The sequence below is a fragment of the Kitasatospora saccharophila genome (genome assembly GCF_039529925.1).
GTDB classification, from domain to species: Bacteria; Actinomycetota; Actinomycetes; order Streptomycetales; family Streptomycetaceae; genus Kitasatospora; species Kitasatospora saccharophila.
Window position 1 is genome coordinate 1 of record NZ_BAAANS010000020.1, and the last position, 22,496, is coordinate 22,496.

Here is a 22,496-nt window from a genome sequence, read left to right on the forward strand (position 1 = left end):
CCGCGCCCTGCTCACCGCCCCCGCCCCCACCCGCCCGCACCGCGCCCTGCGCCGCCTCGCCGCCCTCGCCCTGGCCGGCTGCCTCACCGCCACCACCTGCGCCACCGCCGAAGCCGGCCACGACCTCCACCAGGCCGTCGAAACCGCCCAGGGCGACCCCACCCACTGAGAAAGAGCCCTTCAGCAGACGAGCACGCATTCAGGGGACCGGGGAACTGTCGGCAGACGAGCATGCACCACCAGGGGCCCGGGGAACGGCGGGTCGATGCTGCTGACGGCCGGAGCCCATCGAAGTGTCCGTGCTGCTGCGTGTAGTAACAGAACCCGAAGCTGATGCGCGCCACGGCAGTGCACCGTCAGCAGCCACGGCCTCGCCGTTCCCCGAGCCCCTGGGTGCGCCCTCTCGGGAAACAGGAAACCGACCAGTCTGCATCACGCCCCGGAACCCGGACCACTCTTTTTGCCACCCCGGCGTGTTCGCGTCGAACCCCCGTACGCTGGCAGCCTGACCGTGAGACGGGGGGATGGCATGCGGCGGATCGGGGGCGGCGGCCCGCCTCTCGCCCGACCGGCCGGTCGGTATGCTCCGGTCCGGTCGGCCGAGCCGGTGGGGCCGACCGGGCTCCGGCCGGAGATCGGGGACTCCTGGGCGCGGCTGCGCCGTCTCGGGCTGGACCCGGAGCGCGGCGCGGAGAGCCCCCGGCTGTCCCCGGGGGAGCTGGTGGAGGTGCGCCGGGCCACCGGCCTGGAGCAGGTGCTGCCGGCGCTGCGCTCCACCCTGTTCCCGCCCGGCGACACCTCCCCGGTGGTGCTCGCGATGGCCGACCCGAAGGCCCGGATCCTCTGGCGGGACGGCGAGCCCCGGCTGGTGCAGAACGCCGACCGGCTCGGCTTCGAACCGGGCGCGGTCTGGTCGGAGGACGAGGTGGGCACCAACGGCATCGGCCTGGCCGCCCGCACCGCCCGCCCCAGCACGGTGCACTCCGTCGAGCACTACCTGCGCAGCCACCGCACCTGGACCTGCGTGGCCGTCCCGATCCGCGACCCGCGCACCGGGCGGCTGGCGGGCGTGGTCAACCTGAGCAGCCCGGCCACCGACAGCCACCCGTACCTGCGGCAGCTCACCCTGACCGCCGCCCGGCTCGCCGAGACCGAGCTGCGGGCCGGCCACCTGGAGGCGCTGCACCGGCTGCGAACGGTCGCGGTGCCGCTGCTGGCCCGGTTCGGCGGCCCGGCGCTGGTGGTGGACGGCGCGGGCTGGACGGCCGCCGCGACGGGCCTGCCGGGGCCGCCCCGGCTCGCGCTGCCGGACGGCTGGAGCGCCGGCGGCGTGCACTGGGTGCCGACGCTGGGCGAGTGCGCGGTGGAGCCGCTGGCCGACGGCTGGCTGGTGCGTCCGGCCTCGCTGCGCCCGGCCGAGATCGCCGAACGGGCCGAGTCGGCCGTCCTGGAACTGGACCTGCGCCGACCGGACCGGCCCGAACTGCGGGTGCGCGGCAGCGCGGGCGCCTGGTCGCACTCGCCGAGCCCCCGGCACGCCGAACTGCTCCTGCTGCTGGCCCTGCACCGGGACGGCCTGAGCGCCGCCCGGCTCGCCGAGGCGCTGTTCGCCGACCCGGCCCGCACCGTCACCGTCCGGGCCGAGCTCTCCCGGCTGCGCAGGCACCTGGGCGCCCTGCTGGAGGCCCGGCCGTACCGGCTGGCGGCCTGCGCCGAGGTCACCGTGCTCGGCCCGGACGACCCGTACGACCTGCTGCCCGGCGCGGACTCGCCGACCGTGCGGCTGCTGCGGGCGGACCTGGCGCGCGGCCTGCTGCGCCTGCCGGGCCGGCCGGACGGTCAGCCCCCGGCCAGGAGTTCGGCCAACTCCTCGTCGCTGGGCAGCAGTTCGGCGGCGCTGCCGTCCGGCACCAGGGCGTAGGTGCGTTCCAGCCAGGCTTTCACCTGCGGCCGGGAGGCTTCCAGCAGGGCGCTGCCGTGCGGGGAGCCGAGCGCCAGGTGCAGGGTCGCGCCGTGGCAGGGGCAGTGGGCGGGCCACAGCTTGACGTCGCCCTGGCCGCTGAGCGACTCCAGGCCGTCCCGCAGCAGGTCGCGGGAGAAGACCCAGTCCGCTTCGTCGGGACGCCCCAGGTGGAAGGTCAGGCGCACCTCGTGCGGCGCGGCGGCCGCGTACCGGAAACGGGTGCGCACCTCACCGACCAGGTCCTGGTCCAGGGCGATCCGCAACGCCAGCACCTCCTCCACCACCGAGGGGCGCGCGGTGGCTCCGCTCCGCTCGCCGCCCGTGGGGGTGGCGGCGAGCGGCTGGTCGGAAGGGGCGGGCAGCGGGTCGCACGGCATGACGATCTCTCCGGAGCGGCTGGGTACCGCCCCAGCGTGCTCCGGCGCGCGGCGGCACGCAACGGTTGCAGGGGGTTGCACGGGGGCGCGGGGCGGCCGGTGCGGGCCGCCCCGGCCGCCACCGGCGCGCTCCAACTCGCGGGTGCCGCACGGGACTCGATTCCGCCGGTGGGTTTCGTCCGGGATCTGGCGGTCCGTCAGACCGCTGGTAGTCTCGTCCCTCCCGCCCCGTTCGTCCGGGCCCGCCCGGGCCGCGCACGGGGTGCGGCGTCGCGTGCGGTCCTGTACCAGGAAGGGGAGCCCGGTGGCGCTCCGCGAGCACTCCAGGCCCGTACCCGCGGGCCGGTCGGGACGGCACGGCCGCCCCAGGCCCTTCGGCGGGCGGCTGCGGCTGCCCACCATCCGGTTCTCCGGTGCGGCGATGGCGATGTCCACGGTGGTCGGGATCAGCCTGGCCACCACCTGGCTGCTCAACGAGCAGCAACAGCAAGTCGGCCGCCGGGCCGGCGTGACCGTCGGCGGGCCGCCCGCGCCCGGCTCCGACGCCACGCCCGGCGAGGCCGCGCCCACCACCGGACCCGCCCCGGCCACCACCGTGCAGGCCGCCCCGGCGACGGCCGGCGGCACCGGCGCCGGCGCCGCACCCACCCCGTCCGGGAGCCCGCACGGCCCCGACGCGCCCGGCGACGAGGCGCATCCGGCCGCGAGCAGCCCGTCCGCGCCGCCCGTCCGGCCCGCGGCGGCCACCTCGCCCGCCCCCGCCCTGTCCCCGTCCACGTCCCCGGCCGCCGCCGCGACCGCCCCGACGCCCCCGCCCTCCGCGACCGCATCGGCCGCCGCGTCCGCGTCCGCATCGGCCGGGGCGTCGCCGACCGCCGACCCGCACACCCGGCCGATGTCGCTGGCCGCGGCCTCCCCGGCCCCCGGCACCGCCTCCGCCTCCGCCTTCGTCGGTGCCTCCCTCCCGCGCACCCTGCGCGGCGCCGCCCGGACCGACCCGCTCGGCCCCACCGGCACCCGGCACACCCTGCGGCTCGACCTCGACGAGACGATGACGGCCCTCCAGGTCGAGCTCCGGCTCAACCGCCCCACCACCCTCCCCGGCACCGCCCCCGCCACCGACCTCCCCGGCGCGGTCGTCACCATCGCCCTGGAGCGCGACACCCTGGTCTACCGCTTCACCGCCCCGGCCGATCTCCCGCTGCCCCCCGGCAGCTACACCGTCTCCGTCACCGGCGCCCTCCCCCCCCCCCCCCCCGCCCCTCCCGAGACCTGGACCGCCTCCGCCTTCGCCCTCCCCACCACCCGCGCCCTCGCCGCCCGCGGCACCTTCTAGCGGCGGGAAGAGCACCACCAGGGGCTCGGAAGAGCACCACCAGGGGCTCGGAAGAGCACCACCAGGGGCTCGGGGAACGGCGAGCCCCGGTCTGCTGACGGTGCACTGCCGGAGCGCGCATCGGCTTCCGGTTCGGTTACTACACGCAGCAGCACGAACCTTCGACGGGCTCCGGCCGTCAGCAGCATCGACCCGCCGTTCCCCGGGCCCCTGATTTCGCCTCTCGCCGTTCCCCGGGCCCCTGAACGCCCTACCGCCCTTCTCAGCCGAAGGTTCCCTGGATCGCCCGCGTCCGCCGCAGGTCGTCCGTGGAGTCGGCCAGGTTCCGCCGCAGCGCGGGCGTCAGCACCGGGTCGGCGAGGACGGCCTCCGCCGCGGCCACCACCTCGGGGGTGGCCTGGGCGACCGGGAAGAGGACCTGGCCGAGCAGTCGGGTGACGGTGTCGCTGCGGTCGGCGGCCTCGGTGATCCGCTCGAAGAAGCGCAGCGCGTACGCGTTCTGCCGGTCGGGGTCGCCGGAGGCCCAGAAGCCGCGGGCGGTGGCCTCCAGGATCCGGTTGGAGGTCGCGTCGGGGGTGAACAGGAGGTCCCAGGCGCGGGCCTTGGCCGCTTCCCCGGGGCGGGCGGCCAGCGCCCGGGCCGCGCCGAACTCGGCTTCGCTGCCCGGCTCCCGGGCCTCTTCGGCCGCGATCCGGTCCGCGTCGATCTCGCCGAGCGCGGCCAGCCGGGTCAGCCCGGCCCAGCGCAGTTCCGGTCCGACGGTCAGCCCGTCCGGCACTCCCTCGCCCGTCAACCAGCCGCGCAGTTCGGCGAGTTGGTCCTCCCCGCCGCTGCTCTCGACCGCGGCCCGCAGCGCGACCAGCCGGATGCCGTCGCCGCCACCGCCGGCCAGCAGGGCGCGTGCGGTGCGGCTGACGGCGGCCAGGCCCTCCGCGCGGCGGGCGGCGGGCAGGTAGCGGCCGGCCACGTGGAGGCGGGCGAAGGTGAGGACGGTCTCGACGATGCTGTCGGAGGTCTCGGCGGGCAGGTGGCGTTCCATCAGGCCGAGGTACCCGGCGGGGTCGAGTTCGGCGTCCCGGACCAGGTCGCGGGCGTGCTCCCACAGGACGGCCCGGGTGACGTCGTCCGCGAGGGTGGACAGCGACTCGTCGACGATCCGCCAGGAGTCCGCGTCCAGCCGGATCTTGGCCCAGGTGAGGTCGCCGTCGTTGGGGACGACCAGGGTCGCGCCGGCCTCGACCAGGGCGGGGACGGCGACCCGGCGGCCGGGGCCGAGCTCGACGGGGACCCGGCCGACCGGGACGAGCCGGCCGTCCTCGACCCGGTAGCCGCCGACCTCGATCAGGTGCGGGCGGCTGCCCTCGTTGACGACGGTCAGCGCGGTCAGGGTGCCGTCGGCGGCGCGCTCGGTCTCGGCGCGCAGCGTGTCGACGCCGCTGGTGCGCAGCCAGGCGTCCGCCCAGCCGGGCACGTCGCGGCCGCTGCTGGCGCTCAACGCGGCCAGGAAGTCCGGGAGTTCGGCGTTGCCGTAGAGGTGGTCGGCGAAGTAGGCGTTGAGTCCGGCGAAGAAGGCTTCGTCGCCGAGCCAGGCGACGAGCTGGCGCAGCGCGGAGGCGCCCTTGGCGTAGGAGATGCCGTCGAAGTTGACCATCGCCTCGGCGACCGAGCGGGTGCCGTTGCCCGCCACGGGGTGGGTGGAGCCGCGCTGGTCGGCGTCGTAGCCCCAGCCCTTGCGCTGGACGGAGAAGCCGGTCCAGGTGCCGGTGAAGCGGGTGGCCTCGGCGGCGATCCGGTAGCCGAGCATCTCGGCGAACGACTCGTTCAGCCACAGGTCGTCCCACCAGCGCATGGTGACCAGGTCGCCGAACCACATGTGGGCCATCTCGTGGCAGACCACCATGGCGCGGCGCTCCCGCTCGGCGTCGGTGGCCGGGGAGCGGAACAGCATCTCGTCGCGGAAGACCACGCAGCCGGGGTTCTCCATCGCGCCCCAGTTGAACTCGGGGACGAACGCCTGGTGGTACTCGCCGAACGGGTAGCGCTCGTCGAAGAGTTGGTGCAGCCGGTCCAGCGAGGCGGCCGTCACCTCGAACAACTCGGCCGCCTCGCGGTCGAGTTCGGCGGCCAGCGAGCGGCGGGCGTGCAGGCCGAGCGGGATGCCGTCGTGCTCGCCGTGCACCGAGTGCAGCGGGCCGCCGACCACCGTGAACAGGTAGGTGGAGATCGGCTTGGTCGGGGCGAACTCCCAACTCCCGTCCTCGCCACGGACCTTGGCGCCGTTGCCGACCACGGTCCAGTCCGCGGGGGCGGTGACGGCCAGCGTGATCGGCGCCTTCAGGTCGGGCTGGTCGAAGCAGGCGAACACCTTGGCCGCCAGGTCGGGCCCGCAGGTGGCGTAGACGTACACGCCGCCGTCGGCCGGGTCGGTGTAGCGGTGCAGGCCCTCGCCGGTGCGCGAGTAGCGCATCTCGGCCTCGACCAGCAGTTCGTTCTCCGCGCGCAGGCCGGGCAGCGCGAGCCGGTTGCCGTCCAGGGCGGCGGGGTCCAGCGGCTTCCCGTTCAGGACGGCGCGCCGCAGGACGGCGGGGTCGACGTCGACGAAGCTGTCGGCGCCGGGTTCGCCGCACCGGAACCGGATCACGGTGGTGCTGACGAACCGGTCCGGGCCGACGGTGAGGTCGAGGTCGAGGCGGTAGCCGTCGACCTCCAGCAGGCGGGCACGGACAGTTGCTTCGGAGCGTTGTAGTGCTGGCATGTCCGCATGCTCGCCGAGGCCGCCCCGGCCGGGCAAGCGGACGGGCGTCCGATTCGCTCGCGGCGTACCCCGGCGGGCGGGGCGGTTTGGTTAGGCTGGTGGAGGCGGCGATTCGAGGAGGAACACGTGACGGCTGTTCTGGCGCAGGGCGGCAACGCCCCCCTGGGGTCGGCCCGGGTCGTGATCGAGGTCACCGCACCCAAGCGGCTGGACGTGTCGGGGCTGCTGCTGACCGCCGCCGGCAAGGTCCGTTCGGATGCCGACTTCGTCTTCTTCAACGCCCCGCAGGGCCCCGGCGTCACGCACCGCCCGGCGGGCGGCGGCTCCCCCGACGCGATCGCGGTGGACACCGCGGCCGTGCCCGGCGAGATCACCCGGATCGTGGTGACCGCCTCGCTCGACGACCAGCGGGCCACCTTCGCCGGCACCGAGCCCACCGCGACGCTCCGGGACGCCGACACCGGCCGCGAACTGTTCACCTTCACCCCGCCCCGGCTGTCCCGCGAGACCGCCCTGGTCGTCGTCGAGGTCTACCGGCGCGGCACCGAGTGGAAGGTCCGCGCCGTGGGCCAGGGGTACGCCGACGGGCTGGCCGGCATCGCCACCGACTTCGGCGTCTCGGTCGAGGAGCGCACCCCGGCGGCCGCCGCGGCCACCGCCCCGGAGGCCCCGCCCGTCCCGCCCGCCGCCCCGCAGGCCCCCGGCACCGCACCGCGCGGTGCCGCGACGCCGCCGCCCCAGGCGCCCGGCACCCCGCCCCCCATGCCGTCCGGCTCGCCCGCCGTCGGGAAGATCACCCTCGACAAGGGCCGGGTCAACCTGGTCAAGGGCGGCTCGGTCTCGCTGGAGAAGGGCGGGAAGCCGTTCCTCTCCTCGGTCCGGATGGGCCTGGGCTGGGAGCCCGCCGGCCACGGCCGCAGCATCGACCTCGACGCGTCCGTGATCGCCTTCGACGCCCAGCGCGAGAAGATCGACACCGCCTGGTTCATGAAGCTCTCCATCTTCAACGGCGCGATCGCCCACTCCGGCGACAACCTCACCGGCAAGGGCGGCGGCGACGACGAGGCGATCACCGTCCACCTGGCCGGCCTGCCCCCCGAGGTCTGCGGCCTGGTCTTCGTGGTGAACTCCTTCTCCGGGCAGAAGTTCACCGACATCAAGAACGCCTACTGCCGCCTGGTCGACACCGCCACCGACCAGGAACTCGTCCGCTTCGACCTGGCCCAGTCCGAGCCGCACACCGGCGTCGCCATGTGCAAGCTCGTCCGCCAGTTCTCCGGCGAGTGGGTGATGACCGCCCTCGGCGAGTACGTCAACGCCAAGACCGCCCGCAGCATGGTCAAGCCCGCTGCCGCGATGCTCTGACGTGCCCCCGGACGACCGCCACCGCTTCCACGTCCGCCTCCGGCCGCCCACCGCCCCGGCCGCGCCGGAGGCACTCGACCCGCTCGACGAACCGCCGTACGACTACCCCACCCTCGCGCTGATCGGCTGCGCCGACCTCGCCGCCACCGACGCGACCGCCGAGGCGGGCGGCTTCGGCGCGCCCTGGCACTTCGACGTCTCCTACGACCTCTCCGCGTTCCTGGAAGAGCTCGACCAGTTGCTGACCGCCTTCCACGACCGCACCCCGCACACCCTGGACCTCTACCCCCAGGGCCTGGAACGCACCCTGGCCTTCGCCTTCCCCACCCCCGACCTGGTCACCGTCCACTGCGCCTCCCGCACCGACTGGACGCCCTCCCCCAGCACCGAACACCACCCGTACGACCAGCTGCACACCCAACTGACCACCCTCGCCCACCAGTTCGCCACCGCCCTGGAAACCTCGGGCTCCCGCACCGCCCCCCACTCCACCTTCCCCGCCTGGCGCGCCGGACGCTTCGCCCCCACCCCCGTCACCTACGCGCCCCCGGACGACCTCCCCCGCCTCCTCGCCGCCCGCGCCCCCACCCGCCACCACCACGTCGACACCACCGCCGTCAGCTCCCTCGACGACCTCTACGACGCCATCAGCCGCACCCTCCCCCTCGATCCGCCGCTGCACGGCCACGTCCGGAGCTGGGACGCCCTGGACGACTCCCTCTCCGGCGGCCTGCACGAGGCCCCCGACCGCACCCCCCTGATCACCTTCACCGACCTGACCACCCTCACCACCGGCGAACTCCGCTTCCTCCACGACGAGTTCACCTCACTCGCCGAAACCCTCGCCGACCCCGCCCTCACCCAGAACCGCCCCACCCACGTCCAGTTCCTCATCGGCCGCACCGACACCTGAACAAGCACCATCAGGGGCCCGGGGAACGGCGGGGCCGAGCCGCCGAGGGCCGGAGCCCATCGAAGGTCCGTCCTGCTGCGCGCTTTTCCACCACAGCACCCCCCCACTTCCCGCTAGCGTTCCCCGTGCCCGCCACTGCGCCCCCATCGAGCAGCGAGCCGATCCGGAACGTCGGCCGCGCGGGCTCAGGCGCCGGTGGGGACGTCGACGCCGAAGCCCGCGACGGCGAGCCGGAAGGCGCGGTCCGCCTGCGGCGCCGGGTCGCTGTAGTGCTCGGTGGCCAGGGCGATTCCGACGATCAGGACGAGCAGGTCGTCGACGGTGAGGTCCGGCCGGACGGTCCGGTCGTCGACGGCCTTGCGCAGCAGCAGGGCACCGGCCGCGCCGATGGCCGGCGCGCAGGAGTCCTGGTCGGCCTCGTCCTGGAGCGACTGCTCCTGGAGGGGCTGGTAGGAGAGGACGTCCGCCAGGCCGCGGGCGGCGAGTGAGTAGGCGAGCAGTTCGCGCAGCCATTCCACCAGCGCGGCGCGGCTGTCGAGCTCGTCGCGGAGCGCGTGCGCGCGCTCGCACAGGTCGTGGACGCGCTGCTTGAAGACGGCTTCGAGCAGGGCCCGGCGGGTGGGAAAGTGGCGCCTCACGGTGGCCGATCCGACGCCCGCGACGCGGGCGATCCGTTCCAGGGACGCCTGGGCCCCCTGGGCCGCCACCTCGGCCTCGGCCACGGCCAGGATGTGCGCGCGGTTGCGGCGGGCGTCCGAGCGCTGGCCGGTCATGGTCTCTCCAACGTTGATTAGTGGCGGGCCCCGCCGTATCGTAGCGAACGCAAAACGGCGGGCCCCGCCGTTTTCAGTGTGCACGACTGGCCCAGGAGATGGACACATGACCACCGCCGCCATGCCGGTTCTCGTCACCGGCGCCACCGGCCGCCAGGGCGGCGCCGTCGCCCGCGCCCTGCTCGCACGGGGGATACCGGTGCGCGCCCTGGTGCGCGACCCGGACGCGCCGCGCGCACGGGCCGTCGAAGGGCTCGGCGCCGTCCTGTCCGTGGGCGATCTCACCGAACCCGCGACCCTCACCGCCGCGGTGGACGGCGTGCGGGCGGTCTTCTCCGTGCAGATGCCCGCGTACACCGGGCAGGGGTTCGACTTCGCCGGCGAGGTCGACCAGGCCGACAACCTGATGACGGCCGCGCGGGCCGCCGGCGTGGAGCAGTTCGTCCAGTCCTCCACCAGCGGCGTCGGACAGCACGTCGAGGCCCCGGGCTGGAGCGAAGGACGGTGGGCGGCGCTGGAGGCCCCGCTCGGCACGAAGGCCGCGATCCAGGACCGGCTGCGCGAACTCGACTTCCCCTACTGGACGTTGCTCAAGCCGTCGTTCTTCATGGAGAACTTCGAGCCGTCCATGCGGTTCTACTTCCCCCGCGGCGTCGAGGGGGGCCTGGTCACCGTCGTCAAACCGGGCACGCACCTCGCGCTCGTGGCGGCGCAGGACGTGGGCCGGGCCGTGGCGGCCGCCGTGTCCGCCCCCGCCGAGTTCCACCGGGTGGAGCTGGAACTCGCCGGCGACTACCTGACCATGACCGAGATCGCCGAGGTCCTCTCCCGCGCCACGGGCGTCCCGCTGACGGCCCCGGACATGACCGAGGAGCAGGCCCGCGCCGCCGGGATGGGCGACATGGGCGCCACCCACGCGTTCATGGAGGCGTTCGGCCAGCCGGCCCGCCCGCGGTTCGCCCGCGCGCTGGGCATCGACCTGACCGGCTTCGAGCAGTGGGCGCGCGAACACCTGCGGCCCGCCGCCTGAGCCGCGCCACGGTACGGCCGGGGGCCCGCGGCGCGAAGCCACGGGCCCTCGGGCGACAGCGGACGGCGGCTCAGCCCCGGGTGGCCATCGCGCGCAGGAAGAAGGTCAGGTTGGCGGGGCGCTCCGCGAGGCGGCGCATGAAGTAGCCGTACCACTCCTGGCCGTAGGGGAGGTAGACCCGCATGGTGTTGCCGGCCTCGGCGAGGCGGAGCTGCTCCTCGGGGCGGATGCCGTAGAGCATCTGGTACTCGAAGGAGGTGGCGTCGCGCTTGTTCCACTCGGCGAGCTGGCCGGCGATCTTGATCATGTTGGGGTCGTGCGAGGCCACCATGGGGTAGCCCTCGCCGGCCATCAGGACCTTGAGCGCGCGGACGTACGCGAGGTCGACGTCCCGCTTGCCCTGGAAGGCGACCGACTCGGGCTCCTTGTAGGCGCCCTTGCAGATGCGCACCCGGGAGCCCTCGTGGGCGAGGTCGCGGCAGTCGGCCTCGGTGCGGCGCAGGTACGCCTGGAGGACGACGCCGAGCCAGGGGAAGTCGGCGCGCAGTTCGCGGGCGATGGCCAGGGTGGAGTCGGTGGTGGTGTGGTCCTCCATGTCGAGGGTCACCGTGGTGCCGGCGGCGGCGGCCGCTTCGCAGATCCGGCGGGCGTTCTCCAGGGCGATCTTCTCGCCGTCCACCGGGAGGAACTGGCCGACCGCGGAGAGCTTGACGGAGACCTCGGCGTCGGCGGCGAGGCCGGTCTCCTCGAGCGCGGTGAGCAGGTGCTCGTAGGCGAGGGCGGTGCCGGCGGCCTGCTCGGCGTCCTTGGTGTCCTCGCCGAGGTGGTCGAGGGTGACCTTGCGGCTGCTGGCGACCAGCTTCTCGGTGGCGGCCACGCCCTGGTCGAGCCGGTCGCCGGCGACGAAGCGCTCGACGATCGCGTGGGTGGGCGGGAACTTCTCGACCATGGTGCGCACCTGCGGGGAGCGCGAGGCGGCGAGGAGGGCGGAACGGAGCATCGTGGACTCCCGGCGAAGCGGATCAGCTGGTGGAGAAGAGCGGGGGACGGCCGGCCGGGGGTGGTGGCCGGCCGTCGAGGGGGCCTGGTCAGCCCATGTGCGGGTAGCGGTAGTCCGTCGGCGGGACGAACGTCTCCTTGATGGAGCGGGTGGACGTCCAGCGCGTCAGGTTCTGCTTGGCGCCGGCCTTGTCGTTGGTGCCGGAGGCCCGGCCGCCGCCGAAGGGCTGCTGGCCGACGACGGCGCCGGTCGGCTTGTCGTTGATGTAGAAGTTGCCGGCCGCGTTGCGCAGGACGCGCATCGCGTGCTCGACGGCCTCGCGGTCCTGGGCGATGATCGAGCCGGTCAGGCCGTACGCGGAGACCGACTCCATCTGGGCGAGCATCGCGTCGTAGTCCTCGTCGGCGTAGACGTGCACGGCGAGGATCGGGCCGAAGTACTCGTCGCGGAAGTACTCGGCGGCCGGGTCCTGGCAGACCAGCACGGTCGGGCGGACGAAGTAGCCGACCGAGTCGTCGTACGTGCCGCCGGCCAGCACCTCGACCTGCGGGTCGGCCTTGGCGCGGTCGATCGCGGCCTTGTTCTTGGCGAAGGAGCGCTCGTCGATGACGGCGCCCATGAAGTTGGCGAGGTCGCTGACGTCGCCCATGGTGAGCCACTCGACCTCGTCGCGGAAGTCGTCCTTGATCTCGGCCCAGAGCGAGGCCGGGACGTAGGCGCGGGACAGCGCCGAGCACTTCTGGCCCTGGAACTCGAAGGCGCCGCGGGTCATCGCGGTCTTCAGCACGGCCGGGTCGGCGGACGGGTGGGCGACCAGGAAGTCCTTGCCGCCGGTCTCGCCGACGATCCGCGGGTAGGTGCGGTAGCCGGCGATGTTCTCGCCGACGGTGCGCCACAGGTGCTGGAAGGTGGCGGTGGAGCCGGTGAAGTGGATGCCGGCCAGCGCGGGGTGCTTGAGCGCGACCTCGGAGACGGCCAGGCCGTCACCGGTGACCATGTTGATGACGCCCTTGGGCAGGCCGGCGGCCTCCAGCAGCTGCATCAGGTAGTGCGCGGCGAACTGCTGGGTGGGGGACGGCTTCCAGATCACCACGTTGCCCATCAGCGCGGGCGCGGTCGGCAGGTTGCCGGCGATCGCGGTGAAGTTGAACGGGGTGATCGCGTAGACGAAGCCCTCCAGCGGGCGGTGGTCGGTGCGGTTCCACACGCCGTCCGAGGAGACCGGCTGCTCGGCGAGGATCTGCCGGGCGAAGTGCACGTTGAAGCGCAGGAAGTCGACCAGCTCGCAGGGGGTGTCGATCTCCGCCTGCTGGGCGGTCTTCGACTGGCCGAGCATGGTGGCCGCGGCGAGGGTCTCCCGCCACGGCCCGGCCAGCAGGTCCGCGGCGCGCAGGAAGATCGCGGCGCGGGAGTCGAAGGAGAGCGCCTGCCAGGCCGGCGCGGCGGCCAGCGCGGTGTCGATGGCTTCGCGCGCGTCGTCCTGGGTCGCGTTGCGCAGCGTGCCGAGTCGGGCAGCGTGGTTGTGCGGCTGCACGACGTGGATCTCGGAGCCACCGCCGAGACGGTGCTCCCCGTTGATCGTCATGGTGAGCTGGATCGGCCCCTGGCCGCCCAGCTCCTTCAGCTTGTCCTCCAGCCGGGCCCGTTCGGGGCTGCCGGGGGCGTAGCTGTGGACCGGCTCGTTCACCGGCGCGGGGACCTGGGTCACAGCATCCATGGCGCGCACGCTCTCCTTCTCGTCATGGGGGCCGGTGGGGGTCGCACACCGGCCATGAAGAAACGCTATTCCCCGCTCCTGCCCACTTGTGTTGGCCGCACCGCCAAATTCCCCCGCTCGCCGTTGTCCGCCCGGACGAACAGCGTCACGCCCCGGTCACGGCGACCGTTTCCTGTCCGGCTGGCTAAACTCGGCTCCCAGATCTTGTCCGTCCGCACGAACGCCCCACGGAGGGCCCCGATGACCGGCCTCCCGCTGCGCCAACTGCTGATGTCGCTCGGCGAACCCCTGGTGGAGCTCCAGGCCGCGCCCGCCGGGCTGGACGTCCCGGTGCGGCACGTGTCGATCCTCGACCCGGAGGACCCGCCGACCGCCGCGCCGGGCGAACTCGTGCTGGCCATCGGCGCCCGCGGCCGGGCCGCGCTGCCCGCGCTGCGCGCCGCCGGACGGGCCCGGGCCGCCGCCGTCGCGGTGAAGCTGGACGGCCCGGGGCAGGCGGACGCGCTGCGCGAGGCCGCCACCGAGGCGGGCGTGGCGCTGCTGTCGGTGCGCCGGGAGACCCGCTGGGAACACCTCGACTCGCTGGCCCGCACCCTGCTGTCCGGCGCGGAGGACCCCGACGGCGCCGACGGCCCCGGGCCCGGCGGGCCCGCCAGCGGCGACCTGTTCTCGCTGGCCCAGACGGTGGCCGTGCTCACCGGCGGCATCGTCTCGATCGAGGACACCTCCAGCCGGGTGCTGGCCTACTCGCGCACCTCGGAGACCGACGAGGTGGACGACCTGCGCCGGCTGTCCATCCTGGGCCGGCAGGGCCCGGAGCCGTACCTGGCCAAGCTCCGCGAGTGGGGCGTCTTCTCGCACCTGCGCGGCTCGGAGGGGGCGATCGAGATCGCCGCCCACCCGGAGCTGGGGATCCGCCGCCGGCTGGCCATCGCTATCCGCTCCGGCGCGCAGCCGCTCGGGACGATCTGGGTGCAGGAGGGTTCGCGTCCGCTGGCCGGGACGGCCGAACAGGCGCTGGTCGGCGCCGCCCGGGTCGCGGCCGCTCAACTGGTGCGCCGGAGAAGGGAGTTGTCGGCCGACACCCGGCTCACCCAGACCCTGCTGACCGGCCTGCTGGAGGGCTCCACCGGCCCGCAGTCACTGGCCACCCACCTCGGCCTGGACCTGCGCCGCCCGGCCACCGTGCTGGCCTACGCCCCGGCCGCCACCGACGGCCGGGACGCCGAGCTCTCCCGGGACGAGGTGACCGGCCTGATCTCGGTGCACACCGCCGCCCGGCACCGCGGCGCCCTGCTCGCCCCGGTCGACTCCCGGGTCTACGTCCTGCTCCCCGAACTGCCGCCGAACCTGCCGCCCGGCACCCTGCGCGACTGGACGCAGGAGACCGTGGACGCGGCCCGCGACCACCTCTCCATCCCGCTGCGGGCCGCGATCGGCCCGACCGTCCCCGGCCTGGCGGACGTCCCCGCCTCCCGCGCCCAGGCCGACCGGATCCTCGACGCGATGGGCCGCGGCGGGGTCGTCCCGGACGTCGCCGCGCTCCAGGACGTGCAGGCCGAGGTGCTGGTCTCCGAGGTGCTCGCCCTGCTCCAGGACCGCCCCGAGCTCCGCGACCCCCGGCTCACCGCCCTCACCGCCTACGACGCCCGCCACCACACCCGCCTCGCCGAGTCCGTCCTGGCCTACCTGGACGCCCTCGGCGAGGTCCGCACCGCCGCGGACGCCCTGCACATCCACCCCAACACCCTGCGCTACCGCGTCCGGAGGGCGGAGCAACTCACCGGCCTCGACCTGGCCCAGCCCCGGCAACGCCTGCTGGCCATGCTCCAACTCAGGCTCCCCGACTGAGCCCCGCTCCCCGACGGCAAGGTCCGCCCACGGGGAGCAGGACCCTCCCCGGGCGGACCGTCCGTTCAACGCGGCGTCACATCCGGTGCCAGGGACCCGTGATCGCCAGCATGATGCCCGGCTCCTGGATGTTCGCGAACAGCGTCCGCCCGTCGTGCGAGAAGGTCACGCCGGTGAACTCGCTGTACTCCGGCGCCTCGGCGGTCCCGTTGTTGAGCTCGTTGCGCGCCAGCGCGTACGTCCGGCCGTCGGTGGTGGTGCCGAACAGGTGCTGCAGGCCGTTGCCGTCCTCGGCGATGATCAGGCCGCCGTGGGGCGAGACGGTGATGTTGTCGGGGCCGTCGAAGTTGCCCTGGTCGGCCCAGACGTCGTTGTTGACGCCGAGGATGACCTTCAGGGTCAGCGTGCGCCGGACGGGGTTGTAGAACCAGACCTGGCCGTCGTGCTGCAGCGGCGACTCCTCGCGGGCGAACGAGGAGACGAAGTAGATGCCGTTGTCGCCCCACCACATGCCTTCGAGCTTGCGGGCCCGGGTGATCTCGCCGTCCTTGAACTGCTTGCGGATCGAGGTGGTGCGGGCGTCGCGGTCCTGGACCTTGACCCAGTCGGCGCCGTACGTGGTGCCGGGCTTGGTGGCCCGGGACAGGTCGTCGACCAGCTTGCCCTGGGAGTCGAACGCCTTCAGCGCCTCGAAGCCGCCCGCGTCGGCGGCCAGGGTGCGCAGCCTGCCCTTGCCGTGCTTGAAGCCGGCCGGCGGGGTCCAGCGGTAGAGCAGGCCGTTGGGCTTGGACGCGTCCTCGGTCAGGTAGGCGTGGCCGCGCTTCTCGTCGATGACGACGGCCTCGTGCGCGAACCGGCCGAACGCCTTGATCGGCTGCGGGTTCCGGTTGGCGTCCTGGTCGTGCGGGTCGACCTCGAAGACGTAGCCGTGGTCCTTGGTGAAGCCGTTGGTGCCGGCCTTGTCCTCGGTCTCCTCGCAGGTCAGCCAGGTGCCCCACGGGGTGGCGCCACCGGCGCAGTTGGTGGCGGTGCCGGCGATGCCGACCCACTCGCGGACCTGGCGCCCGCCGTGCCCGTGGCCCTTGCCGTTGCCGTGGCCGGAGACCTCGACGACGGTGCAGCCGCCGGCCGCGGCCGGGTCGTAGACGTGGCCCTCCAGCAGCGGCACCGGGTGCGCCCAGTTGGCCCGCGGTCCGGCCAGCTCGTGGTTGTTGACCAGCAGGGTCGCGCCGTGGCGGCCCTCGAACGCGGCGGTGCCGTCGTGGTTGCTGGGGGTGGTCTCGCCGGTGACCAGGGTGGTCTTGCCGGAGTGCGTGACGACCTCGTACGAGAAGCCCTTCGGCAGTGCCAGCAGGCCCTTCGGGTCGGAGACCAGCTCGCCGTAGCCGACCGCGGTGTGGCCGCCCTTGGCGACGGCGGCGTCACCGCCCGCGGGGGCGGCGATCGCGCCCGGCGCGGTGGCCAGCACCTCGGCACTGCCGGCGATCAGGACACCCGCCCCGAGCACGGTCGAACGGTTCACGAAGTCCCGGCGGGACAGCGACATGGTGGTCACTCCTGGAGGAGAGGGTGAGCTTCGGTGACCGACAGATTCCGGGCCGCACGTGAACCGCGCGTGAATCCGATGCAGCGTCAGCGTGCCGATTTACCGACCATAGGAACTCCGATGACCGCACCTTTACCGAAACGCCGAGCCCACCGCCCCCGTCCCACCGCCCCGGCCCCGCCGGCGCGACCCCGCCGCCCGCCCTACCGGCGCGGCCGGTGCGCCCTACCGGCGCAGTCGGTGCTCGGTCCGCTCGACCCGCCACTGCTCCCAGGCGGTCAGCCAGGCGTCCTCGGTCCCCGAGGGCAGTTCGGGCGTGCCGCCCGCCCACAGCCGCTCCCACGCCCGCTGCGCGGGCAGGCTCGGCACCTCGCTGGCGAACGCCGTGAACCGGACGACCTCCTCCACCGCCGCCGCGCCCTCCGCGGTGCCGCTCACCCAGTCCGCGTGGTGGGCCAGCCGGCTCAGGTGGTTGACCATCGAGGTGACCGCCTCGTCCGCCTCCTCGCGGGTCTCCGAGGCCAGCCGCATCTGCTGCCGCACCACCGTCTCCCAGCGCACCTGCCGGTCCTCGCCGCGCAGGTGGCGCGGCAGCCGGGCCGAGCGCCCGGCCCGCAGCCGGGCGACCACCGCCACCGAGCGGGCGATGGCCTGCGCCACCAGTTCGTGGTGGGCGCGCAGGCCCAGTTCGGCGGGTTCCGGCTCCGGTTCGGCGCCCCGGCGGCCCGCCTGCAGCGCGGCGACCTGCCGCAGCATCGCGGTCCGGCCGACGACGTACCGCTCGAAGTCGGAGATCCGGCGCAGTTCCACCGACCCCGGCAGGACGCCGCGCCCGGTGACCGTCACCGTCGTCCCGGCCACCCGGAACCGGCCCGCCCACACCGTGCCGTGGCCGGTGCCCGCCCGCGAGTCCTCGTGGACCTGCACCGCGTGCGGCTCGCCGTCCACGGTGATCCACTCGCGCAGCGCCCGGACCCGGCCGGCGGCGTCGCCCTCGTCCACGCCCAGGTGCTCGTAGACCCGGTCGCGCTCCTCCTCCACCACGTCCTCCAGGTCGGGCAGCGGACCGGAGAACTCGGCCCCGGCCCGGTGCGTGCGCACCGTGACGTACGGGCCCTGCGACGAGCTCCAGTCACCCGACCGGGTCTCCACCGACTCCAGTTCGCCGTCGCGGACCTCGTACGAGGCGAGCACGTCCCACCCGGGCACCCCGCCCGCCGCGTGCACCCACCCGAAGACCGGGAACCCCGCGCCCGCCAGCACCTCCCGGCCGGACGCCTCCTGGTCCGAGTACACCGTTTCGAGGTCCCGGGCCCCGTCCGTGCGCTGCCACTTCATCCCTCGCCGCACCCCCGGCCGCTCGCCACTCCAACGCCGCCTTACCTTACGGCCCAACGAACCTGTCGAGCCATCAGGTGAACGGGGAGGGGTTGCGAAGACCCCGGGGTCCCGCCGGGGTCGCGCCCCCGCGGCGCACCGCCCGCCCGCCGCGCCCCGCGCGCCCGCACGGCCCGCGGGCCCACCGCCCGCTAGGCGCTCTGTGCGCGCAGCGACCGCGCCTTGACCGCCGCCCGGCGGGCCTCCTTGGCCACCTTGCGGTCCAGGTGCAGTTCGCCGACGGCCTCCAGCACCTCCACCGTCATGGGGTGCGGCACCCGCCAGACCTCGCCGAAGTAGCTGGCCGGGTTGTCGGTCACCGGCAGGTCGGCGACGAGCGCCTGCAGCCGGCCGCCCTCGCCCGCGGTGATCAGCATGACGGCGGCCATCGAGTCGATCACCCGCCAGAGCGCGACCTCCCGCTCGGCGGCCGCGACGTCCGCGCCGCGGGCCCGCAGCCACTCGCGGGCCAGCCCGCCCAGCTCGGGGTCGTCGACGACCTCGGTGACCGCCGGCGCGGCGTCCTGGCCGATCTCGCCGAGGCCGAGCGCGCAGTAGTAGCGGCGGACGGGCGACTGCACGTCCCGCCCGCGGGCGCCGGCCAGCAGTTCGCGGGCGGCGTCCAGCGGGGCGCGGGCGGCCACCCAGTTCTTGAGCTCGGGTTCGGCGAACAGCTGCCCGTTCTCGGCGAGGGCGCGCAGCAGCCCGGGCCCGTCCTGGTCGGCGAGGTCGCCGATCAGCGGGGCGTCGTAGCCGTCGGCGAGCAGCCACTCGCGCACCGCGTACTGGCCGAGCGGGGTGAGCCGGACGGTGCCGAAGCGGGCGGCGTCCTCCTCGGTGAGCGGCCGGTCGGTGTCCACCGGCTCGGCGGCCTCCCCGTCCTCGGTCCCCTCCTCGAACAGGTCGGGGTCGATCGGCCGGTGCTCGACCAGGCCGAGTTCGGCGAGGTCGCCGAGCATCGGGTCGAGGACGACCATCAGGTCGGTGATCTCGCCGAGCATCTCCTCGTCCGGCTCCTGCCCGTCCGGGACGACCAGCAGCGCGGCCAGCACGCCCAGCGGGACGGTCTCGGCGCCGGGCTCGGCGAACGCGGTGGTCTCGTACAGCACGTGCAGCGCCTCGTCGAGGATCTCGGCGGCCTGCTCACGGGCGTCCTCGACCTCCGCCAGGCCGTCGGAGTCGTCGCTCTCGCTGCCCTCGACCACCTCGGGGTCGACCGACTCGGCCTCGGCGGCCAGCTCGCGCACCAGCTCGGCGGCCTCGAACCACAGCCCCAGGACGGCGGCGGGCTCGCCCGCCTCGACGGCCGCCAGGTCGGGGCCGGGGATGGCGACGTGCGCCCCCTCGTCGGTGGTGCCGGTCTCGACCAGGTCGAGGTCGCAGGCCAGCGCCCAGGCCCGCATCGCCTCGACCACCTCGTCCTCGTCCGGGTCCTCGGCGCCGAGCATCCGGGCCGCCCGGACCCGGTCCTCCTCGCCGAGGTCGCCGTGCTCGTCGACGGGCCGGTGCGGGGCGACCCAGCGGGCCAGCGCGACCACCCGGGCGATCAGCGGGACGGCGAGCGCGGCGGCCGCCAGCTCGGCGTCCGACGGGAGGTCGATCGGCGGGATCAGGACGGCCGTGTCGTCGGGGTCCTCGTCGCCGCTCTGCGCGCCGTACAGGTCGGCGAGGTCGTAGTCGGCGGGCAGCAGACCTTCGGCCTCGGAGGGCTGCTGGTCAGGGGTGTTACGGCTACGTCCGGCCATCGCGCGCGCTCTCCCGGGTGGGTCGCAGGGCACCGCCGTCCGGTGGGCGGCCCGCCCGGGGGCGGCGGACGCGGGGAGCGGCGGAGCGGGCCGGTGCGTGTCGGCCCGTCAACCCAGCGTATCGGCCGCCCGGACCGAACGCCTGAGCTGCGGTGCCGTCCGCCCGAACGAGTGGGGCGGTGCGTCCGAACGAGTGCCCGCGGACCCGTATCCTTCGGTGGGCGACGCGCACCACCCCCGCGCGCACGCCCCCGGAACCGGAGCGACGGCGCTCCGGCTCCACGTACCACGTGCACACCCGCACCGTCCGGGCCGCGCCGCCACACCCTGGCCCGGCGATGCCCCGCGGCGCCTCGCCACAGGAGACCCCTGCCGTGACGGACCTCTCCTCCGCCGGCCCCGGCCTGAGCACCGCTCAGTACGCCGGCCGCCGACTGTCGGAGGCCCTGCTCCCACTGGAACTCGCGCCCCGCAAGCAGCTCCAGCTCGCCGCGATCAGCCGCTGGAACGCGCTGCGCGGCATCCGGGTCGGCCTGGTGGCCGCCGCCCTGCTGCTGATGCTGATCGGCGCGAACCTCGCCACCCCGCTCTACCCGGTGCTCCAGCAGCGCCTCGGCCTGAGCCCGCTGGACACCACGGTCCTGTTCACCGTCTACGTGTTCGCGCTCGTCCCGGTGCTCGCCGCGGTCGGCCACTGGTCCGACCACCTCGGGCGGCGCGCCCTGATCCTGCCCGCGGTCGCCCTGGCCGCCGCCGGGGACGCGGTGTTCGCCACCGCCGGGTCGTTCTGGCAGCTGGCCGCCGGCCGGGCCGTCCAGGGCGTCGCGGTCGGCCTCTCCACCGGCGCGGCCGGCGCCGCCCTCGGCGACCTGCTGCCGGACCGCCCCACCCTGGCCGCCAAACTCACCCTGGCCTGCTCGGCGGGCGGCGTCGCGCTCGGCCCGCTGGTCGGCGCCGCGCTCACCGACGACGCGAAGCCGCTGCTCGGCCCGTTCCTACCGCACGCCGTCGCCCTGCTCGCGCTCTGCGTGCCGCTCGCCCTGCTGCACCCCCGGATGCCCGGCCCGCACCGGCCCCCGGCCTCCCCGCCGCGCGTCACCACCCCCACCCACCTGCGGCCCAAGCGGCTGCGGCTGCCCCGCACCGGCCGCCGCGAGTTCCTGCTCGCCGCCGGCGCCGGCTTCCTCTCGTACGCGGTCTTCGGCGTCTACCTGGCGCTCGCCCCCGCGTTCTCCGCCACCCTGCTGCACACCCGCTCCCCGATGGCCGGCGCGGCCGTCGCCGCCCTGCTGCTCGGCTCCTCCGCCGCCGTCCAGCTCCTCGTCCCGCCGACCTCCGACCGGGTGGTGGTCGCCGCCGGCCTCACCGGCCTGGCCGCCGGCCTCGGCCTGCTCACCCTGGCCGCCGCCACCGGCACCCCCGCCCTGCTCTTCGTCGGCAGCGTGCTGGCCGGCGCCTGCCAGGGCATCGCCTTCCGCTCCCTGTTCACCACCGCCGTCGCCGCCCTCGACCCGGCCCGCCGCGGCAGCGAACTCTCCGCCCTCTGGGTGATCGTCTACCTGGGCTCCTCCGCCCCGATCATCGCCGTCGGCGCCCTGGTCCGCGCCTACGGCCTCCTCCCCGCCGTCACCGCCTTCGCCCTCACCGCCGCCACCGCCGCCCTCGCCCTGGCCGCCACCGTGCTGCGCCGCCCCCACTGACCCGACCCGACGGGCCCGGCCCCCACCGGGGCGCTCCGCCCGTTCACCCGTCAGTGGCGGAATCCGCGTTGACGCCCTTCCGGGCCGCGGCCGTCGGCGACGGGACCGCAGGACGCCCGGGCACCGGCTCTCCCGGCCGCCCCAGCCCCAGCGCGCCCCCACCGCGTGCTGGGGCACCAGGAGCAGGCCCAGCACGGAGTCGGCGACCTCCAGCGCCTCGCCACCGCCCACGCCCGGGACGCCACCGGGCGGATCGGCCACCGGAGCCGCACCCGCCGCCCCGGCGGGCGTGCCGGCAGGCGCAACGGGACGGGACCGCGGGCGCCGGGGGCACCGGGCACCTGCCGCTACCGGTCTCCCGGCTCTCCCCGTTGTCCCAGCCCCAGCACGCCACCCACCGCGTGCTGGGGCGCCAAGAGCAGGCCCAGCACGGAGTCGGCGACCTCCAGCGCCTCACCACCGTCCACGTCCGGGACACCACCGGGCGGATCAGCCACCGGAGCCGCACCCGCCACCCCGGCGGGCGCACTGACCGGCGGACGGACGGGCGTGCGGGCAGGCGCAGCGGGCCGGGGCCGCGTCCCCGCCGGAGCCGGAATCGGCCCCGGAGCCGACGCCGGAGCCGACGGGGAGGCGGCCCCGGAACTGGGCGCCACGACCGGGGTCGAGCCCGCGGCCCCGGGGTCGGCCGACACCTCCGGCGCGGCGGAGCCAGCGGCCACCGGAGCCCCGGTCGCGGCGACCGTCACCGGCGGGCCGCCCGTCGCGCCGCCCTGCGCCGCCCCCGGCGGCCCGCCGCCCGCGTGGCCGATCACGGCCGGGCCGCCCCCGCCGAGCAGGACGGCCGCCCCGGCCACCGCCCCGGCGATCCGCAGCCGCCCGCGCCGCCGCTCCGCGCGCTCGTACCGCTCGGCCAGCGCGGCCCAGTCCGGCCGCCCGTCCGACGGTCCGCCCGCCGACCCGCCGCCTGCCCCGAATTCCATGGCCCCGCAGTCTAGTTCGGCCCGGAGCCGCGGAATTCCCGGCGGCGGAACGCCCGAAGGACCGG

16 protein-coding genes are annotated in these 22,496 nt (G+C 75.2%); 7 read left to right on the forward strand and 9 right to left on the reverse strand.

Features of this window, described 5'->3' with window-relative positions:
* Positions 1-607: 607 nt before the first annotated feature.
* Complete coding sequence (locus tag ABD345_RS16295; RefSeq protein ID WP_344552851.1) at positions 608-1,921, forward strand: GAF domain-containing protein; 1,314 nt, start codon at positions 608-610, stop codon at positions 1,919-1,921.
* Here the strand turns inward: ABD345_RS16295 and ABD345_RS16300 are convergent.
* Entirely contained in the window at positions 1,840-2,340 is a 501-nt protein-coding gene (locus ABD345_RS16300; RefSeq protein ID WP_344552852.1) for an SsgA family sporulation/cell division regulator, read from the reverse strand. The genes ABD345_RS16295 and ABD345_RS16300 overlap by 82 nt on opposite strands.
* 304 nt (positions 2,341-2,644) lie before the next feature.
* Between ABD345_RS16300 and ABD345_RS16305 the strand changes: the two genes are divergently transcribed.
* Entirely contained in the window at positions 2,645-3,676 is a 1,032-nt protein-coding gene (locus ABD345_RS16305; RefSeq protein ID WP_344552853.1) for a hypothetical protein, read from the forward strand.
* Between the two features lie 262 nt (positions 3,677-3,938).
* Here the strand turns inward: ABD345_RS16305 and pepN are convergent, their stop codons facing one another.
* Positions 3,939-6,431 (reverse strand): aminopeptidase N, encoded by a 2,493-nt coding sequence (pepN, locus tag ABD345_RS16310; RefSeq protein WP_344552855.1) that lies wholly within the window; start codon positions 6,429-6,431, stop codon positions 3,939-3,941.
* A 138-nt stretch (positions 6,432-6,569) separates the two neighbouring features.
* Between pepN and ABD345_RS16315 the strand changes: the two genes are divergently transcribed.
* Together ABD345_RS16315 and ABD345_RS16320 are read left to right on the forward strand one after the other, a co-directional pair.
* Positions 6,570-7,796, forward strand: a complete 1,227-nt coding sequence (locus ABD345_RS16315; RefSeq protein WP_344552965.1) for a TerD family protein — start codon at positions 6,570-6,572, stop codon at positions 7,794-7,796.
* 1 nt (position 7,797) lies between these two features.
* The gene (locus ABD345_RS16320) at positions 7,798-8,709 is read left to right on the forward strand and encodes a barstar family protein (protein ID WP_344552856.1); all 912 of its coding nucleotides are present in this window, start codon (positions 7,798-7,800) and stop codon (positions 8,707-8,709) included.
* Positions 8,710-8,894: 185 nt separating this feature from the next.
* On the opposite strand, the gene ABD345_RS16325 is transcribed toward ABD345_RS16320, so the two are convergent.
* Positions 8,895-9,482, reverse strand: a complete 588-nt coding sequence (locus ABD345_RS16325) for a TetR/AcrR family transcriptional regulator (protein WP_344552857.1) — start codon at positions 9,480-9,482, stop codon at positions 8,895-8,897.
* A gap of 106 nt (positions 9,483-9,588) precedes the next feature.
* Between ABD345_RS16325 and ABD345_RS16330 the strand changes: the two genes are divergently transcribed.
* Positions 9,589-10,512 carry an NmrA family NAD(P)-binding protein gene (locus ABD345_RS16330; RefSeq protein WP_344552858.1) on the forward strand — a complete coding sequence of 308 codons (924 nt, stop codon included), beginning with the start codon at positions 9,589-9,591 and terminating at the stop codon, positions 10,510-10,512.
* A gap of 70 nt (positions 10,513-10,582) precedes the next feature.
* On the opposite strand, the gene ABD345_RS16335 is transcribed toward ABD345_RS16330, so the two are convergent.
* Together ABD345_RS16335 and pruA are read right to left on the reverse strand one after the other, a co-directional pair.
* On the reverse strand, positions 10,583-11,512 hold the full coding sequence (locus tag ABD345_RS16335) for a proline dehydrogenase family protein (RefSeq protein WP_344552859.1): 930 nt from the start codon (positions 11,510-11,512) through the stop codon (positions 10,583-10,585).
* A gap of 88 nt (positions 11,513-11,600) precedes the next feature.
* Positions 11,601-13,229: an L-glutamate gamma-semialdehyde dehydrogenase gene (pruA, locus tag ABD345_RS16340; protein ID WP_344552860.1), complete on the reverse strand. Its 1,629-nt coding sequence runs from the start codon at positions 13,227-13,229 to the stop codon at positions 11,601-11,603.
* 240 nt (positions 13,230-13,469) lie between these two features.
* Here pruA and ABD345_RS16345 point away from each other — a divergent pair, with 240 nt between their 5' ends.
* A complete protein-coding gene (locus tag ABD345_RS16345) occupies positions 13,470-15,080 on the forward strand; it encodes a PucR family transcriptional regulator (RefSeq protein WP_344552861.1) in 1,611 nt (536 codons plus the stop codon).
* A 76-nt stretch (positions 15,081-15,156) separates the two neighbouring features.
* On the opposite strand, the gene ABD345_RS16350 is transcribed toward ABD345_RS16345, so the two are convergent.
* The 3 genes from ABD345_RS16350 to ABD345_RS16360 form a co-directional block, all read right to left on the reverse strand.
* A complete protein-coding gene (locus ABD345_RS16350) occupies positions 15,157-16,626 on the reverse strand; it encodes an alkaline phosphatase PhoX (RefSeq protein WP_344552863.1) in 1,470 nt (489 codons plus the stop codon).
* Positions 16,627-16,851: 225 nt separating this feature from the next.
* Positions 16,852-17,964, reverse strand: coding sequence for a hypothetical protein (locus tag ABD345_RS16355; RefSeq protein ID WP_344552864.1), 1,113 nt, complete (start codon positions 17,962-17,964; stop codon positions 16,852-16,854).
* Between the two features lie 191 nt (positions 17,965-18,155).
* Positions 18,156-19,748, reverse strand: a complete 1,593-nt coding sequence (locus ABD345_RS16360) for a hypothetical protein (RefSeq protein ID WP_344552865.1) — start codon at positions 19,746-19,748, stop codon at positions 18,156-18,158.
* 374 nt (positions 19,749-20,122) lie between these two features.
* On the opposite strand from ABD345_RS16360, the gene ABD345_RS16365 reads away from it, so the two are divergent.
* Positions 20,123-21,448 (forward strand): MFS transporter, encoded by a 1,326-nt coding sequence (locus ABD345_RS16365; protein ID WP_344552867.1) that lies wholly within the window; start codon positions 20,123-20,125, stop codon positions 21,446-21,448.
* Positions 21,449-21,795: 347 nt separating this feature from the next.
* Here ABD345_RS16365 and ABD345_RS16370 read toward each other — a convergent pair whose 3' ends face one another.
* A complete protein-coding gene (locus tag ABD345_RS16370) occupies positions 21,796-22,431 on the reverse strand; it encodes a hypothetical protein (protein ID WP_344552869.1) in 636 nt (211 codons plus the stop codon).
* Positions 22,432-22,496 lie beyond the last annotated feature (65 nt).

Excerpts from the sequence above, each read along its gene's own strand:
- ABD345_RS16300 (WP_344552852.1), bottom strand. The coding sequence starts at position 2,340 with ATGCCGTGCGACCCGCTGCCCGCCCCTTCCGACCAGCCGCTCGCCGCC.
- pepN (WP_344552855.1), bottom strand. The coding sequence starts at position 6,431 with ATGCCAGCACTACAACGCTCCGAAGCAACTGTCCGTGCCCGCCTGCTG.
- ABD345_RS16325 (WP_344552857.1), bottom strand. The coding sequence starts at position 9,482 with ATGACCGGCCAGCGCTCGGACGCCCGCCGCAACCGCGCGCACATCCTG.
- ABD345_RS16330 (WP_344552858.1), top strand. The coding sequence starts at position 9,589 with ATGACCACCGCCGCCATGCCGGTTCTCGTCACCGGCGCCACCGGCCGC.
- ABD345_RS16335 (WP_344552859.1), bottom strand. The coding sequence starts at position 11,512 with ATGCTCCGTTCCGCCCTCCTCGCCGCCTCGCGCTCCCCGCAGGTGCGC.
- pruA (WP_344552860.1), bottom strand. The coding sequence starts at position 13,229 with ATGGATGCTGTGACCCAGGTCCCCGCGCCGGTGAACGAGCCGGTCCAC.
- ABD345_RS16345 (WP_344552861.1), top strand. The coding sequence starts at position 13,470 with ATGACCGGCCTCCCGCTGCGCCAACTGCTGATGTCGCTCGGCGAACCC.
- ABD345_RS16350 (WP_344552863.1), bottom strand. The coding sequence starts at position 16,626 with ATGTCGCTGTCCCGCCGGGACTTCGTGAACCGTTCGACCGTGCTCGGG.
- ABD345_RS16355 (WP_344552864.1), bottom strand. The coding sequence starts at position 17,964 with ATGAAGTGGCAGCGCACGGACGGGGCCCGGGACCTCGAAACGGTGTAC.
- ABD345_RS16360 (WP_344552865.1), bottom strand. The coding sequence starts at position 19,748 with ATGGCCGGACGTAGCCGTAACACCCCTGACCAGCAGCCCTCCGAGGCC.
- ABD345_RS16370 (WP_344552869.1), bottom strand. The coding sequence starts at position 22,431 with ATGGAATTCGGGGCAGGCGGCGGGTCGGCGGGCGGACCGTCGGACGGG.